Genomic DNA, 14889 nt, shown 5'->3' on the forward strand with positions numbered 1-14889 from the left:
ATAGTCAGGATGGCCCCTTCGGTCGGGCAATTCGACAGGGATGCGTGGAATGCGCTCGGCGGAGATCGCAATCCTTTCGTGAGTCACGAATTCCTGACCGCGCTGGAGGACTCCGGCAGCGTCGGCGCGGGTACCGGCTGGGACCCGGTGCCGATCGTCATCACCGATGCTGATGAGAATCTGCTCGCCGCCATGCCGAGCTACGCCAAGGGCCATAGCCAGGGCGAATATGTGTTCGACCATTCGTGGGCCGATGCCTACCAGCGCGCCGGCGGACGCTATTATCCGAAGCTCCAGATCGCCGCACCGTTCACTCCCGCCAGCGGTCCTCGCCTGCTGCTCTCCGACGATGCGCTCGCCCCGCACCTGCTCAAAGGGGCGGAAGCAGTGTGCCTGAAGAACGGGCTGTCTTCCGCCCATGCGACCTTTATCGAGTCCGCGCAGGTCCCGCTGTTCGAAGCGGGCGACTGGCTGATCCGCAGCGATATCCAGTTCCACTGGTTCAACCGCGATTACGGCAGCTTTGACGGCTTCCTCGCAGCGCTCGCCTCGCGCAAGCGCAAGAACATGAAGAAAGAGCGCGCTGCGGCTCAGGACGGGCTGAGGATCGAGCGGCTATCGGGCGCCGATATCAAGCCCAAACACTGGGACGCGTTCTGGGTTTTCTATCAGGACACCGGCGCACGAAAATGGGGCACGCCCTATCTGACGCGCGAGGCCTTTACGCTTCTGGGCGAGCGGATGGGCGACCGGATCGTGTTGATCCTCGCTTTCGATGGTGACACGCCGATCGCGGGTGCGCTCAATTTCATCGGGTCGGAAGCGCTATACGGGCGCTATTGGGGCTGCACGCGCGATGTACGCTTCCTGCATTTCGAGCTGTGCTATTATCAGGCGATGGATATCGCCATCGAGATGGGCCTTTCGCGGGTCGAGGCGGGTGCGCAGGGCGGCCACAAGCTTGCCCGTGGCTATGAGCCGGTGCAGACCCAATCGGCGCATTGGATCGCCGATCCCGGCTTTCGCGCTGCGGTCGCGGACTTCCTCGAGCGCGAGCGCGGAGGCGTCGATACCGACCAGGTTTTCCTGGATCAGCGCACGCCCTTCAAGAAAGGTTAGGCGGCTTTCCGGCGATTGTCCGAGAGCCATTCGCGCGCGCGGCGCTGGGCTTCGGCGATTTCGCGCGCGGTCATTTCATCGGAAATGTCGGCGCGGCACCAGGCGGCTTCCTCATGACCGCGCGAGGCGGCGATGTTGAACCACTTGTGCGCTTCGATCAGGTCGCAGGTGACCCCGTTGCTCCCGGTCGAAAACACGCATCCCAGATCGAACAGCGCGGCGATGTCTCCTCCCGAAGCGGCCGCCAGGCACTGAGCCACTGCAAGATCGACTTCGGCATTCGCTGCCGGTTCGAATTCCCCCCCGTTAAGCGGCGTGAGTTTCATTGTGCATTCCCCGTTTTCTGCCGATCCAACCCCCTGTTGCGGATCGTGCCCCCACAGAACTTGCGGATCATGGTCAACAATTGGTTAACGCCGCTGAAGATTTCTTCCCGCGCCCTTGGCGCGCTGTGGCAAATCTGCCCGGGAAAGAGACAATTTCGCCGATTGCGAAAAAGCATGCCGCAAACGCCTTGTGTGCCACACGCGCCTTGCCTATAGGCGCGCCAAGGCAGTGACTTGCCGGGGTGGAGAGCGCCGCGAAGACCTTTCCGGCACTCGGACGGGACGGTCTCGCGCGAAGGGATTGGGACAAGAGGACCACATGGCCACGGCGGCGTCTAAAGAATCTGAAATTCTCGAAAACGCGAAAAATCTTCTTCCGCCGGACTACGTTCCGAGCGAGGACGAAGAGTATATGAACGAGCGGCATCAGGCCTACTTCCGGATGCTGCTGATCGAATGGAAACGCTCGATCCGCGATGCCGCCGAACACACGCTGCAATCGCTCGCGGACGGACCGATCCGCGAAGCCGATCTCAACGATCGCGCATCGAGCGAGACCGATTGGGGCATCGAACTTCGCACCCGTGATCGCCAGCGCAAGCTAGTCTCGAAGATCGACTCCGCGCTGCGCCGGATCGACGAGGGCGAATACGGCTATTGCGAAGTCACCGGCGATCCGATCGGCCTGCGTCGACTGATCGCACGCCCGGTCGCGACGATGACGGTCGAGGCGCAGGAAGCCCACGAACGACGCGAGAAAGTCTCGCGCGACGATTGATCGTCGGACGCCCGCGCATCGCGCCGGCGCATTCAGGGCTTGCCCCTTCCTCGTTTCAGTTTGGGACGCGGTCGCAATGCCGCTGGTCTTGGCCGACACATTTAACGATGCGTTTACCTCGAAAACCTAGCGCGGATGTGCGTGCACGGGTTCTCACCTACTCATGGCGAGACCAACCCGTCGGCAACGGCAGTCGCACAAGAACAGGCCAAGGAGGCGAAACGACGATGTCAGGATTGGAAACGCGGACGGTGTCGCGCGACAGCCTGTTTCTGCTCGCCAGCATACGCGTCGAGCAGGATGCCGAGATCCACAAGGTGCGCGTGCGCAACCTCTCGGATGGCGGCATGATGGGCGAGGGCAATATTCGCGTGCAGCGCGGCAATCGGCTCGAGATCGAGATGCGCAATATCGGCAAGATCGCCGGCAGCGTCGCATGGGTTCAGGATGATCGCTTCGGAATCGCGTTCGACGAAGAGATCGATTCCCAATACGCTCGCAGCCCTGCTCCGAAAGCGGACCTGCCCGAAGGCATGACGCTGGATCGTTCGTGGCGCCACCGTGCGCCGTCGCCGCCCGATCCGGCCAACCTGCGCAAGGTCTGATACTCCAAAACCTGCCAATCTGACCGGCGTTATCGCTGGCTGTCGCGCTGCAAGATGCTAAGTCCGGCGGCGTGAAGCGATTCTGCGTCCTTGCTGCGCTCGCCCTGGCGCTCGGTTCCTGCGGTCCCTCGGCAGATTCGGGGCCGGTCGATATTGCCATCATCGGTGAGCCGGAAAGCCTGTTCCAGCAGGGCGTACGGCTGTCGCCGGGCGCCCAGCACCTGCGTGCCGCGTCGTTCGAGGGTCTTGTCGCGCTCGACCCGGCGGGACAGATCATACCCGCGATCGCCGAGCGCTGGATCGTCACCGACGACGGGCAGAGCTATATCTTCCGCCTGCGCAACACGACCTGGCCCGATGGCGAACCGATCACGGCGCAGGATGTCAGGACGATGCTGCGCGACACGCTCACGCGGCTCGAGGGAACTTCGCTGGGTCTCGATCTCGCCAAGATAACCGAGGTTCGCGCGATGACCGGGCGCGTGGTCGAATTGCGCCTGTCGAGCCCGATGCCCGAATTCCTGCGACTGCTCGCGCAGCCCGAACTCGGCTTCGTGAAGAATGGCAGCGGTGCCGGCCCGATGGTCGCGTCGCGCGACGAGGATGCTCCCGTGGCGCGGCTCAGCGCACTACCGCCGGAGCAGCGAGGTCTGCCCGCACGCGAGGATTGGGAAGAGCTTGCCCGCCCGATAACCGTTCGTGCGATGGCCGCCGAGGAGGCCGTCGAAGCTTTCACCGACGGGGATCTCGACCTGCTTCTCAACGGTCGGCTTTCGAGCTTTCCGCTCGCGCAGCTTGGCCCGCTCTCCCGCGGCGCGGTGCAGGTCGATCCGACGATCGGCCTGTTCGGACTGGTAATCCGCAACGGGACCGGGCTGTTGGGCGATCCGGCGCGGCGCGAAGCCTTGTCGATGGCCATCGATCGCGATGCGCTTATCCAGCCATTCGGTCTCGGCGGGTGGCAGCCCACGACGTGGATCGTCCCGCCGCAATTCTTCAGTACGGCGCCCTACTCCGAATCGCGCTGGAGCGGGCTTTCGATAGAGGAGCGCCGCGCGATGGGGGCGCGGCGGGTCAACGCCTGGAAGGCGCAAACCGGGGGCGAAGCCATCGTGCGCGTGGGATTGCCTCGCGGACCCGGCAGCGACTTGCTGATCGAGGAGCTGCGCGAGGCGTGGGCACCGATCGGCGTATCCGTCGTCAGGGTTGAGCCCGGAGCGGGAGCGGATATCGAGCTGCGGGACCGGCTGGCGCGCTATTCCTCGCCGCGCTGGTTCCTCAACCAGTTCAATTGCGAGCTCGAAGTGGGATTGTGCTCGCCCGAAGCCGACGAACTGGTGCGCCAGTCGCTGACCACCGACGATCCGGTCGCCAAGGAGCGGGTGCTGGCCGAAGCGCATGCGGCGCTGGTTGCGGGCGAGGTGTTCATCCCGCTTGGCGCGCCGGTGCGCTGGTCGCTCGTGCGCGGGGCGCTCGATGCCTATCAGGCCAACCAGTGGGGTCTGCACCCCTTGTTCCCGCTTTCGCAACCCACCACATAAGCCGGACAAGGAGACGCCATGGACACCCCTAACCGTCCGCAAAAATTGAATTTTCAACTGCCGACCGGCACCGATCCCGCCTCGGTGCGCGCACGGGTCGAGACGGTCGAGATGTTGCTCGAACGCAGCATGCGTGTGCCCGGCGTCAACATGCCGATCGGTCTCGACGCAATCGTCGGCCTGATTCCCATCGTCGGCGATATCATCACAACCGCGTTGGGCGCCTATATCGTGTGGGAAGCGCGCAATCTCGGCCTGTCGAAATGGCATCTCACCCGGATGGGGGCCAATGTCGCCTTCGATACCGCGATCGGCCTGATCCCGGTCGTGGGCGACGCGGCGGACTTCCTGTTCCGTTCGAACTCGCGCAACCTTCGGATCATCAAGAAGCATCTCGACAAGCATCATCCCGAAACGCGAGTGATCGAGGGGTAATTCCCTTTCCCCGCCTCCCGCGCTAGGGCACGGGCCATGGCCGGAAACGTCACCTACACTAGCTATCTCGACCTCGACCGCATCCTCGCGGCGCAACACCCTTCGTCGGGAGCGCATGACGAGATGCTGTTCATCGTCGTCCACCAGGCAAGCGAGCTGTGGCTCAAGCTGTGTCTCCATGAGCTCACCGCCGCGCGCACCTGCATCGAGGCGGACGACCTGCGCCCCGCCTTCAAGATGCTCGCCCGCGTCGCCCGCGCGCAGCAGCAGCTGATCCAGAGCTGGGACGTGCTGAGCACCATGACCCCGCACGATTATTCGCGCATCCGCCCGCATCTCGGTTCGTCGAGCGGGTTCCAGTCGCCGCAATACCGGATGATGGAATTCATGCTCGGCGGGCGCGACAAGAAACACATCCGCCTGCACGAAAAGACTGCTGACTGGTCGCAGCGGCTGGAGGCGGAGACGGCGCGCGACAGTCTTTACGATGCGGCGATCCGCTTGCTCGCTCGGCGCGGTTTTGCGATCGATGCCGAGGTGCTCGAGCGCGATCTCGACGCACCTTACGAACACAATGCCAGCGTCGAAGCGGCGTGGGCGGAGATATACCGCAACCCGCAGGATCACTGGGACCTTTACGAACTCGCCGAAAAGCTGGTCGACCTCGAATACCATTTCCAGCGCTGGCGTTTCGGTCATCTCAAGACAGTCGAGCGGATCATCGGCTTCAAGCGCGGCACCGGCGGGACACCGGGCGTGCCCTATCTCGAAGGCGTGCTGAAGCAGGCCTTCTTCCCCGAACTGCTGAGCGTCAGGACAGCGATCTGATGGCGCGCAAGATTTGGGACATCTCGCAAAGGCTCCATCCGGGCGTGCCAGTCTGGCCGGGCGACACCGCTTTCGCGCAGGCGAAGACGTGGCAGATGGAGGAAGGCTCGCCGGTCAACGTCTCGGCGCTCACGCTCTCCACACACACCGGCGCGCATGCCGATGCGCCGCTGCATTACAGCGAGACCGCGCCCGACATCGCCTCGGTCGATCTTGCGCCCTATCTTGGCGAGTGCCTCGTGGTCGACGCGCGCGGAGTGGGGCATGCGATCGAGGTCGGCGATCTGCCGCACCTGCATTCCGCCGACCGGGTGCTGTTCCGCACTTTCGATGCCTTCCCGCATAAGGAATGGGTCGTAGACACGACCGCGATCGCGCCCGAGACGATCGACTGGCTCGCGGTGCAGGGGGTGAAGCTGGTCGGCATCGACGGCCCTTCGATCGACCCGCAGGATTCGAAAACAATGGACGCCCACAAGGCGGTGCTGCGGCACGATATCCGCGTGCTTGAAGGACTGGTTCTCGATGACGTTCCCGAAGGCCGTTACGAACTGATCGCGCTGCCGCTGCCGATCGTCGGTGGGGACGCCTCGCCGGTGCGCGCAATTCTCAGGGAACTGGCATGATAGAAAAGTCTCGCGAACTCGATGCAGCGGATCCGTTGTCGCACTTTCGCGAGCGATTCCATGTGCCCAAAGGCGTGATCTATCTCGACGGAAACTCGCTTGGCTGCCTGCCCAAGGCAACGCGCGGGCGCATGCAGGAGGTGATCGACAGGGAGTGGGGCGAAGGTCTGATCCGCTCTTGGAACGATGCCGGTTGGTTCGACATGGCAAAACGGATCGGCGGCAAGATCGCGCCGTTGATCGGTGCGCAGCCGCACGAGGTGATCGCCTGCGATTCCACCAGCGTGAACATCTTCAAATTGCTGGCAGCCGCACTCGACATGCGCCCCGGCCGCAAGGTGGTTCTTTCCGAACCGGGCAATTTCCCGACCGACCTGTACATGATCGCCGGATTGGAGCGGCAGGGACTTGCCGAGCGGCGGCTGGCCGAACGCGGTGAACTGATCGGTGCGCTCGACGAGGACGTCGCGCTGCTGATGCTCACCCATGCGCATTACAAGACCGGCGAGCTGTTCGACATCGCGGCGCTGACCGAGGCCGCGCAAGCGGCGGGCGCGCTGGTGCTGTGGGACCTTTCGCATTCGACCGGTGCGCTGCCGGTCGATCTCAACGCCGCGAACGCCGATTTCGCGGTCGGCTGCGGCTACAAATATCTGTGCGGCGGCCCCGGCGCGCCCGCATTCGCCTTCGTCGCCGAGCGCCACCTCGGCAGGCTCGCGCAGCCGCTCACCGGCTGGTTCGGGCATTCCGCGCCCTTCGCCTTTTCCGACGACTACGACGCCGCATCAGGGATCGAGCAATTGCTCTGCGGCACCTCTCCGGTTCTGGGATTGTCGGCGCTCGAAGTCGGCGTCGACCTTATCGCCGAGATCGGGGTCGGGCGCCTCCACCAGAAATCGCGCGCGCTGTCCGATTTCTTCCTGGAATGCGTCGCGGACCACGGCCTCGATCTTGAGCTCGTCAGCCCGCCCGACAGCGGCGAGCGGGGCAGCCAGCTCTCCTTTCGCCACCCCGACGCCTACGCCATCTGTCAGGCCCTGATCGCGCGCGGGGTGATCGGCGACTTCCGCGATCCCGACATCTTCCGCCTCGGCTTCGCGCCTGCCTACCTCCGGTTCACGGATATCGCCGAAGCTGCGCGGCATCTGGCGGAGGTGCTGGAAAGCGGCGAATGGCAGCGCGAGGAATTCGGCCGGCGAGCGGCGGTGACCTAGGATTTCTGCTGTGGTGCAGGGCGGTGCGCCCATTTTTCTGAGCAGTTTCGGCTTTTCATGTCTAAAAAGTCGGTGCGGCATGGCTTTGGCCAAATACTGCCGCAGCAAAGGAGGTGATTCCTATAGAAACTTCAACTGCAATAGCGATCGCGATGCTCTGTATCGCTTTCGCGACCTTGGTGGTGAAAATCATTGAGGTTTCCCGTTCAGAATGACGGGTGCGGGGGTGGGCGCGGCAACGCCTGCCCCCAATACAGAAAGGCCGCATCGCGGCAACGATGCGGCCTTGAGGTGATCCTGAGATCTCCAACTGCGAGGTCCATATAGGACAAATTGTCCTACAGTTCAATTAAATCCCGATTCATATCTGAACCCCTAAGCCTCCAGCTCGATGTCCCAGTAGAGCCAGTCGCGCCACGTTTCGTGGAGGTAGTTCGGCGGGAACTGCTTGCCGTGCTGCTGCAGCTGCCAGCTTGTGGGCCGGATCGGCTTCATCTGCACCGGCATGTGCGCCTGCTTCGGCGTGCGGCCGCCCTTCTTCATGTTGCACGGCGCGCAGGCGGTGATGATGTTCTCCCACGTCGTCTTGCCGCCCAACCGGCGCGGGATCACGTGGTCGAAGGTGAGATTTTCGTCCCTGCCGCAATACTGGCATTCGAACTTGTCGCGCAGGAACACGTTGAAGCGGGTGAAAGCGGGAAACTCGCTCTGCTTCACATATTGCCGCAGCGCGATGACGCTCGGGATCTTCATGTCGAGCGATGGCGAGTGCACCTCGCGGTCGTAGCTGGCGACGATATCGACCCGGTCGAGAAACACCGCCTTGATCGCGGTCTGCCACGGCCACAGGCTGAGCGGGTAATAGGAGAGCGGCGTGTAGTCGGCATTGAGGACCAGCGCCGGGCACCCCGAAAGGTTGCGGCTCGGGTCTCCCTCTACGCTGCGGAACTTCGCCGCCGTCTCGATCAGTTCGCTCTTGAACACTCTGCGCGTTCCTCCCTGATTGATCGGAACATGGCTTGACAGGGCGATGAGTCAAAGCCGTTACAGCGTGTATATCCACAGACACAGCGTGTTGACAGCTTGTGGATAGCCTGTGTGGCCGGGCTGTGGCATGGGCGCCGTATGCGCGAGCCGCTTCAGACAGTTACCCGCTTTGCACCCAGCCCCAATGGCAGCCTCCATCTGGGGCATGCGTTCTCCGCGATTTTCGCTCACGACATCGCCAAGCAGGCAGGCGGGCGGTTTCTACTGCGGATCGAGGACATCGACGGCCCGCGCTCTCGCACCGAATTCGTCGACGAGTTTCGCCGTGATCTCGAATGGCTCGGGCTCGAATGGGAAGAGGTGCCGCCGCAGTCGACGCGGATTGACAGCTATCGCGCGGCGGCGGATCGGCTCGTCGAGCGGGGCATGCTGTATCCCTGCACCTGCACCCGCAAGGAAATCGAAGCGATCCCTGCGCGCCGCGGTGCGGACGGGCTGGTCTATCCCGGCGCTTGCAAGGGCCGGTCGCTCAAGCCGGACGAGCCCGCTGCGCTGCGGCTGGATGTCGACAAGGCCATGGCCGAACTGGGCGAACTCGTCTGGACCGACGAAAAGGCCGGCAGCGTCGTCGCCGATCCGCGCGAATTCGGCGACGTCGTGATCGTGCGCAAGGACCTGCCCGCGAGCTATCACCTGGCCGCAACGCTGGACGATGCCGCCGACGGGGTCACAATGGTGACGCGCGGCATGGACCTGTTCGCGGCGACCCACATCCACCGCATTCTTCAGCAATTGCTCGAGCTGCCGGTGCCGCACTGGCACCATCACAAGCTATTGCTCGACGAAGACGGCCAAAAACTTGCGAAACGGCGCGGATCGCCCTCGCTCGCCGAGCGCCGGGAAAGCGGCGAAGACGGACTGGCGCTTGCCGAGCAACTCAGGTTGCAGCACATGCAGTCTGGAACCTGAGCCGGAAATGCCCATTTAATACACATGAACTACATCCTGATCCCCGCCCTCATCATTCTGTGCATCATGGTCGTGGTGTCGCTCGTCCGCGGCGTCGTCGCCTTCCTGAAGACGACCAAGATCGATCTCGAAAGCGGAGAGGGCGAAACCGTGACCGATATGCAGTTGATGCAGAACAAGGCGATGTTCGCCCGCATCAAGTATCAGGCTGCGGCGATCGGCGTGGTCGTGGTGATCCTGCTGCTCGCGCAATAACTGGCGCGCATCGCACAGCCGCGCTAGGCCGCGAGACATGGTCAAACTCAACAAGATCTACACCCGCACCGGCGATGACGGCACGACCGGGCTCGTCGACGGCTCGCGCTGCCCCAAGCATTCCGCACGCATCGCTGCGATCGGCGCGGTGGACGAAGCCAACAGCGCCATCGGCCTCGCCATTTGCGCGATCGAGGACAAGGCGCAGCGCGAGATCCTGACCCGTGTGCAGAACGATTTGTTCGACCTCGGCGCAGACCTTGCGACGCCTGCCGAAGACGGCGACTTTTCGCCGTCGGAGATGGTGCTGCGCATGGTCCCCTCGCAGGCCGAATGGGTCGAGCAGCGGATCGATGCGCTCAACGAGCGGCTCGAACCGCTCACCAGTTTCGTGCTGCCGGGCGGTAGCGAAGCAGCTGCGCGGGTCCATGTCGCGCGGGCGACGACGCGCTCGGCCGAGCGGGCTGTGACCGCGATGGCGGCGGAAACTCCGGTCAATCCGGCGGCGGCGGCCTATATCAACCGTCTTTCCGATCTACTGTTCGTCCTCGCCCGGGTCTGCAATCACGACGGCAGGGCCGACGTTAAGTGGATTCCCGGCGCTAACCGCTAGCCAGCAGCCTGGATCCTCGCTAGTGCGGCGCGAGATTGCTGCACGTGCGAAGGAACATTCAATGCGCAACATCGCTGTTATCGGAGCCGGCCAGATGGGGACCGGCATCGCCCAGACCGTCGCCCAGAACGGGATGACGGTGATGCTGTCCGACGTCGATCTCGCGCGCGCCGAGGCGGGCAAGGCGAATGTCGAAAAGGCGCTGGTCAAGTTGGTCGGGCGCGGCAAGATCGAAGCCGATGCCGCCGAGGCGGTGCTGGCGAAGATCACTCCGGTGGCCGATTACTCGCCCATGGCCGAGGCCGACCTCATCATCGAGGCCGCGACGGAGAAGGAAGAGATCAAGAACACGATCTTCGATGCGGCGGGCAAGGTCCTCGCTGCCGATGCGATCATGGCCTCGAACACCAGCTCGATCCCGATCACTCGCATGGCGAACCACTCGCCCGATCCGCAGCGCTTCATCGGGCTGCACTTCTTCAATCCGGTTCCGGTGATGGGGCTGATCGAGGTCATCCCGGGCCTCGCCACTGCCAAGAACACCACCGACCGGGTGACCGAATTCGCTCGCGGCCTCGGCAAGGAAGTGGTCCTCTCGCAGGATGAACCCGGCTTCGTAGTCAACCGCATCCTGCTGCCGATGATCAACGAAGCGATTTTCGTGCTCGGCCAGTCGACCGCGGGGATCGAGGATATCGACAAGGGCTGCCGCCTGGGCCTCAACCACCCGATGGGTCCGCTGCAGCTCGCCGATTTCGTCGGGCTCGACACCTGTCTCGATATCATCATGGTGCTTTACAAGACCACGCGCGATGCCAAGTACCGCCCTGCGCCGCTGCTGGTAAAATATGTCGAAGCCGGTTGGCTGGGCCGCAAGACCGGGCGCGGGTTTTACGACTATTCCGGAGAGGCCCCCGTGCCGACGCGCTAATTCGGAACCGGGTGGAGGGGTAACCCGTTGATTATGCAAAAGGAGATTTTGCATGACCGACACCCAGACACAGGCGAAAAGCCAGGAAGAACGCCAATCGGGTCTCGCCCCCGAAACCCATAATGACGAGCAGGACGATCACCGTTCGCAGGCGCAGGAAGTCGCCGGACAGGCGCAGGACGATGCCTCGAACAAGCCTGGCGGTACCGAAAGCCGCAAGCCCGCATCACCCGCAGTCGATGGGGTTGCCGGAAGCGAAACCGACATGATCGATCAGATGCGCGACATGGAAGACTCCGGCGAAATCGATACCGATGCCTATGCGGGCGAACCCAACCACGACGACAATACGAAGAAATACGGCGGCAAGGGCTGATCGGCCCGCGCCAACGGTGTCCTAGAAGACTTCGGTATCGACCGGCTTCTTGGGCTGCACCGTATTTGCATCCTTCGACGGCGCGTCTGCGCGCTTTATCGGGCCCGGGGGCGGGCGACGTCCGCTCGCTTTGGGACTTGCAGGGCCTGGGTTGGCGGGTTCGCTTCCCCCGGAAGAGATGATCTCGCCCATTTCCTGCCCGGGCGATGTGCTGAAACCGGCGGTGCTCGCACCATCCGTGTTGTCGACCAGCTCCTCCTCCTCGGCGAAAGACGAGAAGCTGAGCTCCTCGTCCGAAACGTAGTCACTGAACACCGAAGGCTGCGGCTCGGCCTGTTTCGCCGGCTTTTCCTCGACCACGCCGCGATCGGGCTCCGCCTCCGGTGCGCCGGGTATGTACGCCATCGGGCCGCGATCGCCCATCGACGCGGCAAAAACCGCCGCGCCAAACACCGTCACACCGGCGAAGATCAGCGCACCTTTGCTCTGTTCGAAAAACGACTTGGACATGCGCGCGGCATAGCATCACGTTGGTTAAAATATGGTAGAAAGAGGGCGCCTCAAAGGTCGTGTTTGAGCTCGTAAAGCAGGTCCAGTGCTTCGCGCGGCGACAGCGCATCGAGATCGGTGTCGTTGAGCCGCGCAGCCAGTTTCTGCTCGGGCGTGCTCTCCGGCTGGCGGTCCTGGACAGCGGCGGCGAACAGCGGCAGCTCACCAAGTCCGGCGGCAATGCCCCCGGTTTCGCTCCGCGCCCTTTCGAGCTTCTCCAGCACCTGCGACGCGCGTTTCACCACCGCTTCGGGCACCCCGGCAAGCTTCGCCACTGCGAGGCCGTAAGACCGGTCTGCAGGGCCTTCGGTCAATTCGTGAAGCAGCACGAGGTCACCCTTCCATTCGCGGGCGCGAACGTGATGCAGTGACAGGGCAGGGCAGGTTTCGGCCAGCCGGGCGAGTTCGTGATAATGGGTTGCGAACAGGCAGCGGCATTCGATGCGCGAGTGCACCGCTTCTGCCACCGCCCAGGCAAGCGCCAGCCCGTCATAGGTGGAAGTGCCGCGTCCGACTTCATCGAGGATGACGAAGCTGCGTTCGGTCGCCTGCGAAAGGATGGCGGCGGTTTCGACCATTTCGACCATGAAGGTCGAGCGCCCGCGAGCGAGATTGTCCGATGCGCCGACACGGCTGAACAGGCGGTCGACCAGTCCGATCCGCGCGCTTTCGGCAGGGACGAAAGACCCCGCCTGCGCCATGAGGACGATGAGCGCGTTCTGGCGCAGGAAGGTCGATTTGCCGCCCATGTTGGGGCCGCCGATCAGCCACAGCCGATCGTCCTGCCCCAATGTGCAGTTGTTGGCGACAAAGCGCTCTCCGGCCTTCGCAAGCGCAGCTTCGACCACAGGGTGACGCCCGCCGGTGATCGCGAGACCGGTATCGTCGGAAATCTCGGGCCGGGCCCAGTCGCCTTCCGCCGCGCGTTCGGCATTGCCCGCAGCGACATCGATCCGCGCGAGCGCGGCGGCGGTCGCGGCGATGCCTTCTCGCGCTGCGGAGACCTCCGCCACAAGCTCCTCGAAATGCGCCTCCTCGGCAGCGAGTGCGTGCCCACCCGCTTCGGAAATGCGCGAGGCTTCCTCGTGCAGCGAAAGCGAGTTGAATCGCACCGCGCCCTTCATGGTCTGGCGGTGGGTGAAGCCGCTGTCCGCCGCCATCAGCGCATCGGCGTGGCGGCTGGGCACCTCGATGAAATAGCCCAGCACGCCGTTGTGCTTGATCTTGAGCGAAGCGATGCCGGTTTCGTCGCGATAACGCGCCTCCATCGCGGCAATCGCCCGGCGGGCATTGCCGGAGACTTCGCGCAACTCGTCGAGGCTGGCGTCGTATCCCTCGGCGATGAAGCCGCCATTCGATCGCTCGGTGGGCGGGGAGGCGATCAGCGCGCGGGCGAGATGGTCGACCAGCGCGCCATGCCCGACAAGGCGTGGCAGCAGCCCGTCGAGCAGGGCAGGGCGGTCCTGCTCCTGTTCGAGCCAGTCATGCAGGCGGATCGCTTCGGCCAGCCCGTCGCGCACCTGCCCGAGATCGCGCGGACTTCCACGTCCGGCAACGATCCGCCCGAGTGCGCGCCCGATGTCGGGCAGCGCGCGCAATGCATCGCGGAGGGTCGCGCGCTCGATCGGACGGTCGCGCCAGAACTGGACCAGCGCCAGCCTGTCCTCGATCGCAGCGCGGTCGAGCAGCGGTGCCGAAAGGTCTTCGGCCAACAACCGCGACCCTGCGCCGGTCGAGCAGCGGTCCACCGTGGCGATCAGACTGCCATTCCTGCCACCTGCAGAACTCTCGAGGATTTCGAGGCTCGCCCGCGTCGCCTCGTCCATAGCCATGCCCGAAGCCTGCGCCCGGGCCATCGGTGGCAGCAGCAGCGGCAGGCTGCCGCGTCCGACGTGATCGAGGTAGGCGACCAGCCCGCCCGCTGCCGCCAGCATGGCGCGAGAGAAGTCGCCGAAACCGTCGAGCGTCGAGACCCCGTGGATCGCCTTCAGCCGTTCGGCACCGCCATCGGAAGAAAAAGTGCTGCGTGCATGGGACACAGCATCTTCGGGAGCGTGTTCCCAGTCTTCGGGAACCACCACTTCGCTCGCCCCGATCCGCGCCAGCTCCGCACCGAGCATCTCGGGTTCGCATTCTTCGAGCACCATGGCGCCGGTCGAGATATCGCAGCTCGCGATGCCGATCGTCCCGCGCACCTCGGCCAGAGCGGCCAGCATGTTGGCCGAGCGCGGATTGAGCAGCGCTTCCTCGGTCAGCGTGCCTGCGGTTACGAAGCGCACGATGTCGCGCTTCACCAGCGCCTTGGAAGACGGTTTGCCTTCGCGTTTGGCCCGCGCCTTGGCCTCGTCGGGGGTTTCGACCTGCTCGGCGATTGCAACCCGCTGCCCGGCCTTGATCAGCCGCGCGAGATAGCCTTCCGCCGAATGCACCGGAACTCCGCACATCGGCACCGGCTCGCCGCCGTGCTCGCCGCGTGTCGTCAGCGCGATGTCGAGGATGCCCGCCGCTTCGCGCGCATCGTCGAAGAACAGCTCGAAGAAATCGCCCATCCGGTAGAACAGCAGCGAGCCCTCCGCCTCGGCTTTCAGCGCGAGGTATTGCTGCATCATCGGAGTGGGTTCACCGGCCATCTCTCGGGACTAACCAGAGCGCCGCCGATTCGATACGTCTCGGCAGCGGGTTTCCCCTATCGTTTGCGGGCAAGCCCCGCTAAGCGCGTTGGTTCAAACCATATTGC

Annotated in this window: 18 protein-coding genes; 13 read left to right on the forward strand and 5 right to left on the reverse strand. The window is 64.0% G+C overall.

Annotated features, from left to right (window positions below; genetic code table 11):
* The first annotated feature begins 9 nt into the window (after positions 1-9).
* Positions 10-1119, forward strand: a complete 1110-nt coding sequence (locus tag ACI5KX_RS02835) for a GNAT family N-acetyltransferase (RefSeq protein ID WP_406811308.1) — start codon at positions 10-12, stop codon at positions 1117-1119.
* Here the strand turns inward: ACI5KX_RS02835 and ACI5KX_RS02840 are convergent.
* Positions 1116-1445, reverse strand: a complete 330-nt coding sequence (locus ACI5KX_RS02840) for a hypothetical protein (protein ID WP_406809162.1) — start codon at positions 1443-1445, stop codon at positions 1116-1118. The two genes, ACI5KX_RS02835 and ACI5KX_RS02840, sit on opposite strands and share 4 nt — an antisense overlap.
* A gap of 319 nt (positions 1446-1764) precedes the next feature.
* Between ACI5KX_RS02840 and dksA the strand changes: the two genes are divergently transcribed.
* The 7 genes from dksA to kynU all read left to right on the forward strand — a co-directional run bounded on the left by dksA (position 1765) and on the right by kynU (position 7472).
* Complete coding sequence (dksA, locus tag ACI5KX_RS02845; RefSeq protein WP_406809163.1) at positions 1765-2223, forward strand: RNA polymerase-binding protein DksA; 459 nt, start codon at positions 1765-1767, stop codon at positions 2221-2223.
* Between the two features lie 227 nt (positions 2224-2450).
* Entirely contained in the window at positions 2451-2828 is a 378-nt protein-coding gene (locus tag ACI5KX_RS02850) for a PilZ domain-containing protein (RefSeq protein WP_406809164.1), read from the forward strand.
* 71 nt (positions 2829-2899) lie between these two features.
* Positions 2900-4369: an ABC transporter substrate-binding protein gene (locus ACI5KX_RS02855; protein WP_406809165.1), complete on the forward strand. Its 1470-nt coding sequence runs from the start codon at positions 2900-2902 to the stop codon at positions 4367-4369.
* Positions 4370-4387: 18 nt separating this feature from the next.
* Positions 4388-4804 (forward strand): DUF4112 domain-containing protein, encoded by a 417-nt coding sequence (locus tag ACI5KX_RS02860; RefSeq protein ID WP_406809166.1) that lies wholly within the window; start codon positions 4388-4390, stop codon positions 4802-4804.
* Between the two features lie 36 nt (positions 4805-4840).
* The gene (locus tag ACI5KX_RS02865; protein WP_406809167.1) at positions 4841-5632 is read left to right on the forward strand and encodes a tryptophan 2,3-dioxygenase; all 792 of its coding nucleotides are present in this window, start codon (positions 4841-4843) and stop codon (positions 5630-5632) included.
* Positions 5632-6258 (forward strand): arylformamidase, encoded by a 627-nt coding sequence (gene kynB / locus ACI5KX_RS02870; protein ID WP_406809168.1) that lies wholly within the window; start codon positions 5632-5634, stop codon positions 6256-6258. The genes ACI5KX_RS02865 and kynB overlap by 1 nt, the downstream gene beginning before the upstream one ends.
* On the forward strand, positions 6255-7472 hold the full coding sequence (gene kynU, locus ACI5KX_RS02875; RefSeq protein ID WP_406809169.1) for a kynureninase: 1218 nt from the start codon (positions 6255-6257) through the stop codon (positions 7470-7472). Before kynB ends, kynU begins: the two co-directional genes overlap by 4 nt.
* 61 nt (positions 7473-7533) lie before the next feature.
* On the opposite strand, the gene ACI5KX_RS02880 is transcribed toward kynU, so the two are convergent.
* Positions 7534-7665, reverse strand: a complete 132-nt coding sequence (locus ACI5KX_RS02880; RefSeq protein ID WP_406809170.1) for a hypothetical protein — start codon at positions 7663-7665, stop codon at positions 7534-7536.
* Positions 7666-7847: 182 nt separating this feature from the next.
* A complete protein-coding gene (locus ACI5KX_RS02885; protein ID WP_406809171.1) occupies positions 7848-8456 on the reverse strand; it encodes an HNH endonuclease in 609 nt (202 codons plus the stop codon).
* Positions 8457-8597: 141 nt separating this feature from the next.
* Here ACI5KX_RS02885 and gluQRS point away from each other — a divergent pair, with 141 nt between their 5' ends.
* The 5 genes from gluQRS (at position 8598) to ACI5KX_RS02910 (ending at position 11603) form a co-directional block, all read left to right on the forward strand.
* The gene (gene gluQRS / locus ACI5KX_RS02890; RefSeq protein ID WP_406809172.1) at positions 8598-9428 is read left to right on the forward strand and encodes a tRNA glutamyl-Q(34) synthetase GluQRS; all 831 of its coding nucleotides are present in this window, start codon (positions 8598-8600) and stop codon (positions 9426-9428) included.
* 24 nt (positions 9429-9452) lie between these two features.
* Positions 9453-9683 (forward strand): hypothetical protein, encoded by a 231-nt coding sequence (locus ACI5KX_RS02895; protein ID WP_406809173.1) that lies wholly within the window; start codon positions 9453-9455, stop codon positions 9681-9683.
* Between the two features lie 37 nt (positions 9684-9720).
* Positions 9721-10296, forward strand: a complete 576-nt coding sequence (locus ACI5KX_RS02900; RefSeq protein WP_406809174.1) for a cob(I)yrinic acid a,c-diamide adenosyltransferase — start codon at positions 9721-9723, stop codon at positions 10294-10296.
* A 61-nt stretch (positions 10297-10357) separates the two neighbouring features.
* The gene (locus tag ACI5KX_RS02905; protein WP_406809175.1) at positions 10358-11227 is read left to right on the forward strand and encodes a 3-hydroxyacyl-CoA dehydrogenase NAD-binding domain-containing protein; all 870 of its coding nucleotides are present in this window, start codon (positions 10358-10360) and stop codon (positions 11225-11227) included.
* 52 nt (positions 11228-11279) lie between these two features.
* Positions 11280-11603 (forward strand): hypothetical protein, encoded by a 324-nt coding sequence (locus ACI5KX_RS02910; RefSeq protein ID WP_406809176.1) that lies wholly within the window; start codon positions 11280-11282, stop codon positions 11601-11603.
* Positions 11604-11624: 21 nt separating this feature from the next.
* Here ACI5KX_RS02910 and ACI5KX_RS02915 read toward each other — a convergent pair whose 3' ends face one another.
* Together ACI5KX_RS02915 and mutS are read right to left on the reverse strand one after the other, a co-directional pair.
* Positions 11625-12113 carry a hypothetical protein gene (locus tag ACI5KX_RS02915; protein WP_406809177.1) on the reverse strand — a complete coding sequence of 163 codons (489 nt, stop codon included), beginning with the start codon at positions 12111-12113 and terminating at the stop codon, positions 11625-11627.
* 50 nt (positions 12114-12163) lie between these two features.
* Positions 12164-14782 carry a DNA mismatch repair protein MutS gene (gene mutS / locus ACI5KX_RS02920; protein WP_406809178.1) on the reverse strand — a complete coding sequence of 873 codons (2619 nt, stop codon included), beginning with the start codon at positions 14780-14782 and terminating at the stop codon, positions 12164-12166.
* Positions 14783-14889 lie beyond the last annotated feature (107 nt).

The organism is Erythrobacter sp. GH1-10 (assembly GCF_045363165.1).
Classification (GTDB): Bacteria; Pseudomonadota; Alphaproteobacteria; order Sphingomonadales; family Sphingomonadaceae; genus Erythrobacter.

Excerpts from the sequence above, each read along its gene's own strand:
- ACI5KX_RS02865 (WP_406809167.1), top strand. The coding sequence starts at position 4,841 with ATGGCCGGAAACGTCACCTACACTAGCTATCTCGACCTCGACCGCATC.
- dksA (WP_406809163.1), top strand. The coding sequence starts at position 1,765 with ATGGCCACGGCGGCGTCTAAAGAATCTGAAATTCTCGAAAACGCGAAA.
- ACI5KX_RS02900 (WP_406809174.1), top strand. The coding sequence starts at position 9,721 with ATGGTCAAACTCAACAAGATCTACACCCGCACCGGCGATGACGGCACG.
- ACI5KX_RS02915 (WP_406809177.1), bottom strand. The coding sequence starts at position 12,113 with ATGTCCAAGTCGTTTTTCGAACAGAGCAAAGGTGCGCTGATCTTCGCC.
- kynB (WP_406809168.1), top strand. The coding sequence starts at position 5,632 with ATGGCGCGCAAGATTTGGGACATCTCGCAAAGGCTCCATCCGGGCGTG.
- ACI5KX_RS02905 (WP_406809175.1), top strand. The coding sequence starts at position 10,358 with ATGCGCAACATCGCTGTTATCGGAGCCGGCCAGATGGGGACCGGCATC.
- ACI5KX_RS02860 (WP_406809166.1), top strand. The coding sequence starts at position 4,388 with ATGGACACCCCTAACCGTCCGCAAAAATTGAATTTTCAACTGCCGACC.
- kynU (WP_406809169.1), top strand. The coding sequence starts at position 6,255 with ATGATAGAAAAGTCTCGCGAACTCGATGCAGCGGATCCGTTGTCGCAC.
- gluQRS (WP_406809172.1), top strand. The coding sequence starts at position 8,598 with ATGCGCGAGCCGCTTCAGACAGTTACCCGCTTTGCACCCAGCCCCAAT.
- ACI5KX_RS02840 (WP_406809162.1), bottom strand. The coding sequence starts at position 1,445 with ATGAAACTCACGCCGCTTAACGGGGGGGAATTCGAACCGGCAGCGAAT.
- mutS (WP_406809178.1), bottom strand. The coding sequence starts at position 14,782 with ATGGCCGGTGAACCCACTCCGATGATGCAGCAATACCTCGCGCTGAAA.
- ACI5KX_RS02835 (WP_406811308.1), top strand. The coding sequence starts at position 10 with ATGGCCCCTTCGGTCGGGCAATTCGACAGGGATGCGTGGAATGCGCTC.
- ACI5KX_RS02895 (WP_406809173.1), top strand. The coding sequence starts at position 9,453 with ATGAACTACATCCTGATCCCCGCCCTCATCATTCTGTGCATCATGGTC.
- ACI5KX_RS02850 (WP_406809164.1), top strand. The coding sequence starts at position 2,451 with ATGTCAGGATTGGAAACGCGGACGGTGTCGCGCGACAGCCTGTTTCTG.
- ACI5KX_RS02910 (WP_406809176.1), top strand. The coding sequence starts at position 11,280 with ATGACCGACACCCAGACACAGGCGAAAAGCCAGGAAGAACGCCAATCG.
- ACI5KX_RS02880 (WP_406809170.1), bottom strand. The coding sequence starts at position 7,665 with ATGATTTTCACCACCAAGGTCGCGAAAGCGATACAGAGCATCGCGATC.